Genomic DNA, 12,688 nt, shown 5'->3' with positions numbered 1-12,688 from the left:
TTCTCCTTCTCTATTCTAGTTTGCATTCGCCAATGCGGCTTCCCGGTCGCGCAACATCTTGCGATGGACCTTGCCCGCCGGGGTTTTGGGCAGTTCTTCGACAAATTCGATCAGGCGCGGAAATTCATGCTGGCTCAGCCGTTCCCGCGTGAAATTCTGAAGCTCCTTGGCCAGAGCATCGTCACCCGCGCGGGACGTGACCAGAAACGCCTTCACCACCTGCCCGCGGGTTTCATCGGGCACGCCGATAACGGCGGCTTCCAGCACATTGTCATGTTTGAGCAGGGTATTTTCGATTTCGACGGCGCTCATCGTCCAGCCCGCCGAAATGATGACGTCGTCCGCCCGGCCGCAATGATAGAAATATCCGTCCTCGTCGGTCTTCGCCCGGTCCTTGGTCGACAGCCAGCCGCCCCCGCGCCACAGCATCAGTTCGCCAATATCGCCCGGTGCGCATGGACGCCCGTCTGGCGCCTGCACCTCCAGCCGCTGCCCCGGCACGGCCTTCCCCAACGAACCAGGCTTCACGACAAAGTCTTCGGCCCCCGGATAATTGACCAGCACGACCCCGATTTCGGTGGTGCCGTACATGGAACAGGCCGGAACGCCGAAATGACGATCGATCCATTCCAGCGTCGCGGGGTCGATCGGTTCGCCGGTGTAGGATAGTTTCCGGATCGAAAAGCTGAACTGATCGGCCTTTTCGCTATTCTTCATGATGCGATAATGGGTCGCGGCGGCGGACAAATTGGTCACGCCATAATCCTGCAGCGCCTGCATCAGGCGCACGCCGTCGAAGCGACCGGCAAAAGTGCCGGTCGTGACGCCCAGAGCCAGCGGCGCCAGCGTGCCGTGCCACAATCCATGCCCCCAGGCCGGGGACGATGGGCAGAAAAATTCGTCGCCGGGCCGAATGCCGGTGCCGTACAGCGCCGCGAACATCAGCGTCACCAATGCCTTGTGCGTATGTTTTACGGCTTCGGGCAATTCGCGGGTCGTGCCCGACGTATACTGGAACACCGCCAGATCATCCGCACGCGTCTTTGGGAAATAATGGATCGGATATTGCGCCATGTCGGCCATCAGCCCGTCATCGGCCACCAATATCCGGATCTGCCCGCATTCCGCCGCGGCGGCGCGGGCCATGTCGGCCTTTTCCGCGTTGGTGATCAATATCGTGGGATGGCAATCATTCAGCCGCAGCTTCAGCGCATCCGGCCCGAACAGGGTGAACATCGGCACGGAAATGGCGCCGGTCTGCATCGCACCGAACAGGCAGACATAAAATGCCAGCGACGGTTCGAGCATGAAAGCGATGCGATCCCCCTTGCGAACCCCGGCCGCATCCAGCCAATGCGCAAATTGCGCCGCCCCCGCCGCGATCCGATCAAAGGACAGGCATTCGTTGCGCCCATCGGCATGGGCGATCCGGACAGCCGCTCGGCCGCATCCATCCGCGTGGCGCGTAATGCATTCGTGCGCGATGTTCAGAAGGTCGGCGTCACCATCGAAAAGATCCCACAGCGCCTGCCCGCTGGCGTGCTGTTGCGCGTCTGCATAGCGGGTAAATTCGGTAAGTTTGCTCGTCATCGTCACAATCTCTGCTTGCGGAGAGGGAGCGGCTTCACGCGTGGAAGCGCCGATGAACCATGTATCATACGACTGAGTATCATTGTAAATAGGAAATGATGTTGCATATATCGAACATAAAAAAAGAGACGCGGGGCGCGGTCGACGGGGGACGGGGTTGCTGACGATCAGGAATGAACCCTTGCCCCGATCACCAGCGGGTGGGCGGAAAGTCCATCTGTCGCCGGCAATGTCGGAATGCCGATATGCCCGAACGGTGGCGATCAGCCGTAAATGGCGACGCTCTGCATCCCCTGTGCGACGGCACGACCGTTCCTGTTCCACATGGTCATCACCTGCGATCCGAACCCTGCGTCGATCCACCGGGCGGCCGATTGCAGCAGCCACCATCCGTCGGTCGTCCGGGGGTCGTCATCCAGAATGTTGATCGTCCAGTTGCAGGAACTGGCCGGACGCGGTTCGGGCAACAGGGCGAGCCCCGCAGGTGGCAGCGCATCGCCAACCGCCAGCAATTCGGCGATGCCCGGCACGCCATCGCGATCGCGCAATCGTACCCAGCGCAGAATGTCGGGCATGCCCTTCACCTTCTGTGGCGTGGCGGACCGGTAATCCATATGCGCGGTAAAGGCGGCCGCACCCGTGGGGCGGGGCCGCGAATCCAGTTCCTGCGGCGCCATCGCGGCCGGAGCGGGCATATCGTTATATGCAAGGTTCGAGGGACGAGCGCGCGCGAACAGAAGTGACGCGATCAACGCAGTCCCCAGCTCGCCCGTCAGTTCGACGCCCACGAAAATCGCGTTTCTGCCCTGTTTCAGAATGCGCGTCTGTGCATCCATCTTTCCCGCCAGAGGCGCCGTAAAAGCGAATTGCGCGCTTTTGAGCGGCAATCCCTGCGCCAGATCGGCCCCTACCGCCCATGCCATGGCCGCCGACGCCCCGCCATAGGTGGTACGCCCCTGCGTCCAGTCGTCGGGCAAAGGCTGATCGCGAAAGCTACCCATGCGGCCATGTTCGAGTAGGTCGGCAAGCATCATCACCCTCATCCAGCCTTTCGTATTTTTCCGACCGGGCCTTCTTCATCCGCCGACAGACCATTGAGGCGCCGGGATATGGTTTTCGCTGCGGTCAGCAGGCTGGCGGACAGCGCGTCCGTATCCGTGCGGTGCAGCGCGCCGCCGATCGCGATCGTGACCAGAGCATGGCGGAACGTGCCGTCCGTTTCCCATACCGGCGTCGCCATCACGCTGGCCCCGGCGATATATTGGCCGTGATCGACGGCGAAGCCGAGCCGTCTGGTCTGCTCCACCTGTTCCAGCCATTGTTCGACCGTTGGCGCATTGTCCCACTGCAACGTCGCGAATCTGGCGAGCAGGTCGGCCTCCGCGAAATCGCCAAAGGCGGCGACGCATCGGCCGCTGGCGCTGATCAACGCGGGAAAGCGGCTACCGATATGGGTGCTCAGCTGCAATGTCGGGCCGGTCTGGGACAGCGCGACCACGACCATATGATCCAGCCCGGACGTCCGGACACCCAGCGCCGTCACGTCATAGGTCTGGCCCAGATCGTCCAGCAGAGGCTGGGCCATGTCGGTGAAGCGGTTCCGGCGCAGCCAGTGCCGCGCCAGCGTCAATATGCCGGCGTCCAGCGCATAGCGTTTGGTGTCCCGGTCGAACGACACCAACCCTTCGGCCACCAGCGTGCGCAACACATGCAGGCAGGTGCTGGGCACCAGCCCCAGTTCGCGCGCGACGGTATGAACGCCGCAGGGCAAATCGGCCTTTCCCAGAAAGCGCAGCACCGCCACCGCACGCGATATGGCGGGGGCCTTGCTGGCCTCCATCGCGCTGGCAAGGTCGCGGTCGGGCCGCGACCTTTGCTGGGATCGGGGCGGGTAAGACGCGCCGCCCGTCATCGCTGGAAAGGCGGGCGAAACGCCATGGTCATGCGACGGTCCCCGCACCTGACAATCGTTCCTGCCGCCCCACCATGCGATGGATCGCCAGATAGAAGAAAACCGCCACCATCAACAAAGCCGCATTGGATAAAAGCGCGGGGCGGATCGAATCGCTGCCCCCCACCGCGTCCGAAATCGCCCCCGTCCGGAAGGAGAGCAGCCCCCCGCCCCGCAATTCGGCGCTGCGCTTCGTCGTCGCCATGGGCGCCCCCCGTTCGCGCGGCGGCGTCAGCGACAGGATCAGCGCATAACCCGGCCCCAGGCTGAACCCGGCCATCAGTCCCAGTGCGCCAAGCCCCGCAAGCGCCACCGGCAAGGAAGGCGCCATGGTGAGCACGGCCCCCGCAATGGCCCCGCCGCAGGTGCCGATGGCGGGTACGATCGCAATCCTGCGCCGGTCGCCCTTCGCAAAAGCATCGGCCAGCGGCCCGGCTAGAACGCACCCCACCGTCATGCCCACGCCAAAGATGATGCCGATCCGCAAGGCCCCGCCGCTGATGCTGAGGTCATGGATGCGCACCAGAAAGGACGTCGTCCAGGTGACGAAGGAAAAGAAGACGCCGGTCGCCAGCGTAATTGCAGGGATGGCAAGGCACAGCGGCCTGTTCGCGCCGATATTGCGCAGCACCTCGCCCATCGTCGGCGCCTTCGCCACCTCCGGCTTCGGGGCGTCATCGGCCGTTTCAGACGCGCCCCTTGCGGGTTCACGCGTGGTCAGGAACAACAATATCGCCAGAATGATGCCCGGCCCCCCTGCGACCAGAAAAACCGCGCGCCAGTGAAAATGGGCCAGCAACCAGCCGCCGATTACGAACTGCAACAGCACGCCCACGCCGGAGCCGGCCAGAAACAGGCTGATTGCGGTATTGCGTCGGCTGGCGGGAAAGGCATCCGCAACGATCGACATGCTGGCGGGCGACACCGGCGCTTCGGCGGCCCCCACCCCCATGCGCGCGGCAAACAGCGCGGCATAGCTGGAGGATGCGGCGCAGGCCGCCGTCAATATGCTCCACATGGTGACGGTCGCGCTCAGCAGATTGCGCCGGTTCACCCGGTCGACCAGCCATCCCATGGGCAGGATCGCCAACGCATAGGTCGATGAATAGGCCATGCCGCTCAACAGGCCGATCTGCTTGTCGCTCAGGCCGAAATCGGCCTTCAGCGGTTCGGCGGTGACCGAAATCACCCCGCGATCGATCGTTCCCATCAGGGAAATCAGCATCAATATGCCCAGCAGATACCATTTCCCGGCACCCGGATCGGATGGAACGTCCACCGCATCTGGCAGGCGCATCGAAGCCATATCGGCGGATTTCACTGTCACCCTGTACCTCCTGCGATGGATGTCGGTGCGATATCCCGGCGGAACGGGCGCCTGTGCGATGACGGGCGCCTGCGCCGGATCATGACTGGCGGGCCATCCATTCCCTGATGTTGGACGATGTAAAGGTGGCCCCGTCGGCGAAGAGCGCGTCGAAACAGGCGTCCTGCTGATGATCGCTCATGCCCGTCATCAATGTGACGATGTCGCCGTCACCCGCCAGATAGCGGCTGGCGGGCTGTTCCGCATCGAAGGCTTCGAACACCACATCGGTCACCGCCTGAGGTGTGTAGGCCGTCGCCTCCAGGCTGTTCTTCGAGAATTTTCCATAGCCTTCATACAGATAGCCATAGCGTTGCTTATGTTCGTCGCTGAGCGATTCAAATTCCTGCCGGATGCCGTCGACCTGTTTTTGCACCATGTTGGTGCGAATGCCGCCAGCGGGCGTGATGATGCTGACCTTCACACCCTGACGCGCCGCTTCCCGGCGCATATTGTCGCACAGGGCCTCCTGCGCGAATTTCGACGCGCTATAGGCTGGCATGAACGCCATCGGGACACGCCCGGCAATCGTGCTGATCAGGATGATCCTGCCACCATTTTTCCGCAACACCGGCAAAGTCGCCTGATAGATGGCGACGGTGCCCACCGCGTTGATCTGCATCATGCGGGAAAATACCGACAGGGGGGTGGTTTCGACCGCCCCGAACCAGGCGACCCCGGCGCACACGATCACGCCGTTCAGGTCGGGCCGGGCGGCGGCCAGCGCGATCAGCTTTTCGCGCGCATCTTCGGGTTCTGCGAGATCGACGACATCGACCGGCACGCGCCCGTCGAACCGGGTGCGTACGATGTCAGCTTCCGCTTCGTTCAGCACCGTCGTGATGACCGGACGGCCACGCGCCAGCAATATGTCGATCACGACCGATCCGATGCCCCCCGCGCCACCGACCACCAGAACCGTCGACATGTGATACCTCCACCTAAATCATCACCCCGGTACGGCCGGGCCATATATTTCTGGCCCCTCCGGCATTCAGACACCGCTCGCCATTTTTGGCGCAATCTCCCTTTTCAGGGGCGGTGTCCTGCCTGACGCACCCTTTTTCGTTGCGACGCATCCATATCATGGCTCGGCGCATTACTAACATACTACTTGGTAGGTTTTTGCATGAAGCTTGTCAACTTCGTGCCGATATACCGGAAGATTGTGCGAAATTACGCGTCAATCTGTGCATGATTGTCATGCTTGTCGCGCATAGTTTTAGCGCGTTATTCCGGTCCGCATACATCATAGCGGAGAGGAACTGGCATGCGGACCATCGATACAATCTATATAGACGGGGCGTTCGTGACGCCGCACGGGACCGAATTGTTCGATCTGCACAATCCGACGACAGGCGCTGTCATCGGCCGTGTCAGGCTGGGCGATGAGCAGGATGCGCAGCGCGCCATCGCGGCCGCGAAACGTGCCCATATATCCTATCGCCGCACCGGCAAGGCCGAACGAATCGCGCTGTTGCACCGACTGCACGACGCGGTCGCGGCGCATGCGGATGCGCTGGTCGACACGATCGTGGAGGAATATGGCGCGCCCGCACCGCGTGCCGCCGCGACGCCCCGCTATGCCGCCGCCGTCTTTCTGGACGCGGCCCGCGCGCTGGAGGAATATGATTTTCATCGCGCCATCGGCACTGCGGACATCGTGATGCAGCCACTGGGCGTCGCAGGCCTGATCAGCCCGTGGAACGCCAATGCGGGGTTCATCTGCGCCAAGCTCGCATCGGCACTGGCGGCAGGCTGCACGGCGGTCATCAAACCCAGCGAAATGAGCGCGCTGCAGACACAGGCGGTGCTTCAGGCGCTGCATGAAGCCGATCTGCCGCCGGGCCTGTTCAACGTCGTCAATGGTCGCGGACCGGTCGTCGGCCGCGAAATCACCATGAGCAACGACGTCGCCAAGATTTCCTTCACCGGCTCCACTGCCGTGGGCAAGGAAATCGTCAAGGTCGGCGCGGATTCGATGAAGCGCGTCACGCTGGAACTGGGCGGCAAATCGCCCAGCATCATTCTGGACGACGCCGATTTCGAAAAGATCATGCCTGCGCTGCTGGATGTCGGTTTCATGAACAGTGGCCAGGCCTGCATGGCCGGCACCCGCATATTGGTGCACGAAAAGCAGCTGGACGCCTTTGCCCCCGTCCTGCGCGCCGCCGTCGAAGCGACGCAGGTCGGCGACCCGCGCGATCCCGCAACCAAGGTAGGCCCCATGGTCAGCCAGAAACAGTGGGACACCGTCCAGCGCTACATACAGGCGGGACTGGACGAAGGCGCCACATTGCTGGCGGGCGGTCCGGGCAAGCCGAAGGGGCTGGAAAGCGGCTTCTTCGTGAAGCCCACCGTCTTTACCGGCGTGGACAATCACATGACCATCGCACGGGAGGAGATTTTCGGCCCGGTCCTGTCGGTCATCACCTACAAGGATGAAGATGACGCGATCGCCATCGCCAACGACACGACCTATGGTCTTCAGGCCTATATCTTTTCGTCCGACATCGCCCGTGCGCAGCGCCTGTCGCACGATGTCGAGGCCGGTCGCGTGTTCATCAACGGCAATTATTTCGAGCCGATGGCGCCATTTGGCGGTTTCAAGCAATCGGGGATCGGCCGGGAGTTCGGCGTCTATGGTCTGGAGGCCTTTCTGGAGCCGAAAACCCTGATGGGCTGCAGATGAAGAGCCTGCGCGCCGGACCATTCGTCCGGCGCGCCTTGCCAGATCAGGACAGGTCGGCGATCAGGGCATGCGACATCTTCCACAAACGCTGCGCATTGTCGGGGTCCATGGCATATGGCGCATAGCCGCCGGTTGAAAAATCGCTGGTCCGCTTGTCCACCGGCGCAGATTCGTTGCAATTTTCGAAATAGCGCCCGCCGATATTCGCCAGCAGCGGCGATCCCGCCAGCAAGGTGGATGTCGCCGCGCCCTGTTGCGCCGTCTTGCGCAGTTCCACCGGCGTTCTGGTGCCGCCCGTATGCTTCTGCAAACCGCTGGGCACGGCGCCGGGGTGCAGCGCATTGGCGAACACGCCATATTCGGACCAGTTCTGCGTAACCCCGACCGACAGCAGGGCGGCGGCCGATTTGGACTGGCCATAAGCCACGACCGGATCATAGGGGACGAAATCGAAATGGATGTCGTCGAAGATGACGGGCGAAAAATGATGCCCGGTCGAACTGACCGACACGATCCGCGCACCATCGGCCGCGAACAGCGCACGGCGCAGGCAGGTGGCGAGCGCGAAGTGGCCGAAATAGTTGATGCCGAACTGAAGCTCCAGCCCCTGCGGCGTCTTTGCCAGTTCGGGGTAGGCCATGATGCCCGCATTGTTCACCAGAATGTGCAGCGGTCCCTGCCACTGTTCGGCAAATGCCCGGACGGAATCGAGGTCACCCAGATCCAGTCCGCGCGCGTCGATGGCATCGTTGCCCGTCGATGCGCGCAGTTCCGCGGCGACCGGTTCCCCGTCGAAGGACGGCAAACCCGCCAGGGTCACCGCCGCCCCCGCCCCCGCCAGCGCGCGGGCGATTTCCACGCCGATGCCGGACGCGCCGCCAGTCACGATCGCGCGCTTTCCGCTCAAATCGACATTGTCCAGAACCTCTGCCGCGGTCGATCGGAATCCAAATCCTGTCGTCAGTCGCGTCATGACACTCTCCCACTCTTATGGCTTCTTGCAACAGTCGTAAGTCGATGCGATTGTCTTGATAATCCCTGCAAATGTGCACAGCATCATGAGTGATTTCGCATGATCTCCACACCCGGCCTGACGGAACTCAATGCTTTCATGGCGGTGGCGTCACGCAAGGGTTTTCGGGCCGCGGCGATCGACCTCGGCCTGTCGGCTTCGGCGGTGAGCCATGCGGTGGCATCGCTGGAGGCCCGCCTTGGCGTGCGGCTTCTCAACCGCACCACCAGAAGCGTGTCGCTGACATCCGATGGAGAGCAGTTTCTGGCCAGGATCGCGCCCGCGATGCAGGAAATCACCCATGCCATGTCGGAAGCCAATGAACGGCGATCGACCCCGGCTGGGCTGATCCGCATCAGCACGTCGGAACGGGCGGGCGAACAGTTGCTGTCGTCGGTCGCGATCGAATTTCTGCGCCAATATCCCGATATGCAGATGGAAATCGTCGCCGAAGGGCGATTGGTCGACATCGTGGCCGAAGGGTTCGATGCCGGTGTCCGGTTGCGCGACATGGTGCCGCTCGACATGATCGCGGTCCCTTTCGGAAAGGCGCAACGGCATATCGTGGTGGCTGCGCCATCCTATCTGGTGGGGCGGCAAAAGCCCAAGATGCCGACCGACCTGAAAGATCATGTGTGCATCCGGTACCGGCTGCCGGGCGGGTCCACCTATGCATGGGAATTCCACCGACGCGGCGAAGCCATGCAGATCGACGTCCATGGTCCCCTGACCCTCAACAGCGATCGTCTGGTCCTGCGCGCCGCACTGGATGGTGCGGGGCTGGCCTATGTCAACGAATGGAGCGTCCGCAATGCGATAGCGGACGGGCGGCTGGTCCAGCTGCTGTCAGACTGGACCCTGCCCTATCCGGGCCTGTGCCTCTATTATCCCCGACACAGGCATATGGCGGCCGGGATGCGCGCCTTCGTCGCACTGGTGCGCGCCATCAATGCCGCCGATCCGGGCGCGGCGCCGTCCGCCGCGTCATCGGATGGCGAAACGGGCATGGCGCTATCCGACACCGTCCGCTGACGGGCAGCCGTCACGAAAAAGGGCGGCGCCGAAAAAGGGCCGCCCTCTTGGGAGTCTTCTGCGCAGCGATGCGATCAGTCGCCGGGCCGCATGAAGGCGACCAGACGCTTGATCTTGCCGCTGGCCCCGATGGTCACATGATCCACCACGGTCAGCGCAAAGCGGCGCTCCCCGCCCACCATTCGTTCGACCGCGATCGATACCAGGCAATCGTCCCCCGAACCGCCAAAGGCGACGGGAACGACCTTCACATCCATGGGAACGATCTTGTCGACGAAGAAGGCGGTGATTTCATCCGGCCCGCGCAGCCGCGTGGCGAGGCCGCCCAGATGCACCGCATCATCTTCGAACAGAGCGGGGATTTCGGACAGATCCTTGCTGTTGATCATGTCGAGATAGCGTTTCGCCATCCGGCATGCATGATGATCCGGCACGGTGGCCTCGACAGGCGCATCCACATAGATGTCGGCGCTGATGACGCCGCCATCGATTTCACCACCCGACACCGGGTAGTGAAGGATCGCGTCATCGACATGAAGCTGTTGCCCAACCTGTTCCAGCATTGATCCCATCCTTCCTTCGCCTTGTCATGATTGTTGTCATGGTCGTTCAGCGCAAGGCCGGGCAATGGCCCCGCCCGCATCATCGTCAGCCGCCCCAGTTCATGCCGATCGTTATGCCATAGGTCCGGGGCGCACCGGGCGAACCGGCGGCGCGGCGGGTGCCGATGGCGATATGATTATAATATTTTTCGTTCGCGAGATTCTTGCCCCAGAATTTCACGTTCCAGCGGCCGTTGGAACTCGTCCACCCGGCAGACGCGTTGATCAGGTCGTAACCCGACTGACGGAAACTGTCGAAATAGCCAAGAAAGCTGCTTTGCTTATAATAATTCACGGACAGGTTGAAATCGCCGACCTGCGTGGGAATGTCATAAAGGGCGCTGGCATTGAACGTCCATTTCGGCGCATAGACGAAATCGCTGCCCGATGCGTCCACCCGGTTGATGATGACGCCACCGTTTGGATTGACGACGCCCACCGGCGCATTTTTGAAATCCTTATATTCGGTGTCGAGATATTCCCCGCCCAATCGCAGCGTCAGGTTCTGGAGCGGCACCGCCTCAATATCGACATCCACGCCCTTCACCTGCCCCGCCGCCGCGTTCAGCAGGACGAGCGAGGCGCCACCACCCGGATTGAGGATGGTCAGCTGAATATCCTTGATGTCGTAATAAAAGGCGGATGCGTTGAACCGCACCTGATTGTCGAACAGCTGGCTTTTGAAACCCAGTTCATAGGCGTCCAGCGTCGTCGGGCTGACCGCCGGATCGGTCGGCGCGGTAGAGCTGTAGACGCCGCTCTTGAAACCGCGATTATAGGAAGCATAGGCCATCAGCGTCGGCGTGAATTCATGGTCGATCGACAGCCGCCATGTCGGCTTGCTGAACGATTGCGACTTGTCCACCTGAGACCGCGGCACCGGCCCGGCATTGTTCAGCGTCTGCCCGTCGATATGCTGTTTGTCATAGGTATAGCGCGCGCCTGCCGTAACCCGCGTGCTATCGCCCAGCGGGATCGTCAATTCACCGAAACCTGCCAGTGACTTGGTGGTCGGATGCACGTCGACGATCTGGAAGGAATCATATCGATTGGGACCGAACAGCGACCCGATATACTGAAATTCGGCATCATAATCGGCGTTGAGATAATAGAGGCCCAATATCCACTTCACCTTGCTGCTGTCGGATGACAGCAGTTGCAGTTCCTGGCTGAACTGGCGCAGCTTCGTCGGCGTGAAGGCGTTGAACAGGGGCGCTTCGACCGAATCCTGATCGCCCGAAGAGTTCACGTCCGGCCGACGATAGGCGGTGATGCTTTTGACGTTGGCCCAACCGAAATCATGGTCGATCGTGCCGCTGATCCCCCACGCCTTATATTTCGCGGTCTGCGGATAATAGTCGCTTCTGACGTCCCAGAAGCCGCCGACCGGGCCGACGTCATTGGGGATGACATTCGCCGCAGCGCGCGTGCCGGGCAGCAACCGCCTGGCCGTGCCGAGCGCATTTTCACCATCGCTATAATCCATGGCGATCGTAATGTCCGTGCTGTCGCCCGGCGTTACCAGCAGCTTGCTTCGGATCGCGAATTCCTTGCTCAGGAACGTGGGTTTCCCCGCCGCCGGATTGACCTGGCCGGGCGCCGCGACGACCCGGCCATAGCCGTCATATTGGTGCCGCCAGAAAACGGAGACGTCGGCCGCGATGGCATCGGTCAGGCCGGTCGTGGCATATAGGCCGGCTTCGGCCGTATCATAATTGCCATATCCGGCCGTCGCCTTGATTTCGGGCGTATGGCTGGGCTGTTTGGTGATGATGTTGATGACACCGCCCACGGCATTGCGGCCGAACAGCGTGCCCTGCGGCCCTTTCAGCACCTCCACCCGCTCGATATTGCTGAGCGAGAAAATGGAGCTGCTGGCCGACACCAGATAGACCCCGTCGACATAGGTGGCGATCGGCGATTCCTGCCCGGCGGAGCCTGCTTCGGTGCCGATGCCGCGCAGGGTCGGCGTCATGGAATAACCACCATGATGCATGACCAGCCCCGGCGTGGCGAATTGCAGGTCGGTCGTATCCTTGATGCCCAGCGCATCCGCCGTCACCGCCGATATGGCGGACACGGTGATCGGCACCTTTTGAAGACTTTCGGACCGCTTCTGCGCGGTGACGATGATGTCTTCGATGCCGCGCTGGTCTGCCGTCGCCTGTGCATGGGCGAACGACGCACCGAACATGCCCGTCGCTAGGGCAAGCGTGGAAACCGCGATTCTGGACGCTACTGACATATCCCCTCCCTCATTTATCTTTACGATGCGATGTGTCGCTCGTGGCGCTTCGGCCAAGACTATCGGGTAGGCCAATTTACATACTACTGCGTAGGTTTGACTGTCAAGCGGTGCGCGCAATCGAAAAATTGCAAAGGATTGGGATGGTCGACAAGGCCCGATTTCACGGCCTTTCACGCTGCGCGTGGAGGGGGATAA

The 12,688-nt window shown here is 61.9% G+C and carries 10 protein-coding genes; 2 read left to right on the top strand and 8 right to left on the bottom strand.

The annotated features are described in order from the left end of the window. Window positions 1-15 precede the first annotated feature (15 nt). From ACOJSJ_RS13920 to ACOJSJ_RS13900, 5 genes are all read right to left on the bottom strand, one after another. Complete coding sequence (locus ACOJSJ_RS13920) at window positions 16-1,590, bottom strand: acyl-CoA synthetase (protein ID WP_420145568.1); 1,575 nt, start codon at window positions 1,588-1,590, stop codon at window positions 16-18. A 263-nt stretch (window positions 1,591-1,853) separates the two neighbouring features. Then, window positions 1,854-2,624, bottom strand: a complete 771-nt coding sequence (locus ACOJSJ_RS13915) for a thioesterase family protein (protein ID WP_420145567.1) — start codon at window positions 2,622-2,624, stop codon at window positions 1,854-1,856. 5 nt (window positions 2,625-2,629) lie between these two features. Continuing rightward, complete coding sequence (locus ACOJSJ_RS13910) at window positions 2,630-3,550, bottom strand: IclR family transcriptional regulator (RefSeq protein WP_420145566.1); 921 nt, start codon at window positions 3,548-3,550, stop codon at window positions 2,630-2,632. Next, on the bottom strand, window positions 3,531-4,868 hold the full coding sequence (locus ACOJSJ_RS13905) for an MFS transporter (RefSeq protein ID WP_420145565.1): 1,338 nt from the start codon (window positions 4,866-4,868) through the stop codon (window positions 3,531-3,533). Before ACOJSJ_RS13905 ends, ACOJSJ_RS13910 begins: the two co-directional genes overlap by 20 nt. A 79-nt stretch (window positions 4,869-4,947) precedes the next feature. Then, on the bottom strand, window positions 4,948-5,835 hold the full coding sequence (locus ACOJSJ_RS13900; protein WP_420145564.1) for an SDR family NAD(P)-dependent oxidoreductase: 888 nt from the start codon (window positions 5,833-5,835) through the stop codon (window positions 4,948-4,950). A gap of 342 nt (window positions 5,836-6,177) precedes the next feature. On the opposite strand from ACOJSJ_RS13900, the gene ACOJSJ_RS13895 reads away from it, so the two are divergent. After that, window positions 6,178-7,599, top strand: a complete 1,422-nt coding sequence (locus ACOJSJ_RS13895) for an aldehyde dehydrogenase family protein (protein ID WP_420145563.1) — start codon at window positions 6,178-6,180, stop codon at window positions 7,597-7,599. A gap of 43 nt (window positions 7,600-7,642) precedes the next feature. Here ACOJSJ_RS13895 and ACOJSJ_RS13890 read toward each other — a convergent pair whose 3' ends face one another. Next, window positions 7,643-8,572, bottom strand: coding sequence for an SDR family NAD(P)-dependent oxidoreductase (locus ACOJSJ_RS13890; RefSeq protein ID WP_420145562.1), 930 nt, complete (start codon window positions 8,570-8,572; stop codon window positions 7,643-7,645). 99 nt (window positions 8,573-8,671) lie between these two features. Here ACOJSJ_RS13890 and ACOJSJ_RS13885 point away from each other — a divergent pair, with 99 nt between their 5' ends. Beyond that, window positions 8,672-9,643 (top strand): LysR family transcriptional regulator, encoded by a 972-nt coding sequence (locus ACOJSJ_RS13885; RefSeq protein ID WP_420145561.1) that lies wholly within the window; start codon window positions 8,672-8,674, stop codon window positions 9,641-9,643. Between the two features lie 74 nt (window positions 9,644-9,717). Here the strand turns inward: ACOJSJ_RS13885 and ACOJSJ_RS13880 are convergent, their stop codons facing one another. Continuing rightward, a complete protein-coding gene (locus tag ACOJSJ_RS13880; RefSeq protein ID WP_420145560.1) occupies window positions 9,718-10,206 on the bottom strand; it encodes a nuclear transport factor 2 family protein in 489 nt (162 codons plus the stop codon). Between the two features lie 85 nt (window positions 10,207-10,291). Beyond that, window positions 10,292-12,490 carry a TonB-dependent receptor gene (locus tag ACOJSJ_RS13875; protein WP_420145559.1) on the bottom strand — a complete coding sequence of 733 codons (2,199 nt, stop codon included), beginning with the start codon at window positions 12,488-12,490 and terminating at the stop codon, window positions 10,292-10,294. Window positions 12,491-12,688: the final 198 nt, after the last annotated feature.

This window comes from Sphingobium sp. (assembly GCF_048594625.1).
Lineage (GTDB): Bacteria > Pseudomonadota > Alphaproteobacteria > Sphingomonadales > Sphingomonadaceae > Sphingobium.
The sequence above is the reverse complement of the archived record's forward strand: the minus strand, read 5'-3'. Positions and strand labels throughout refer to the sequence as shown.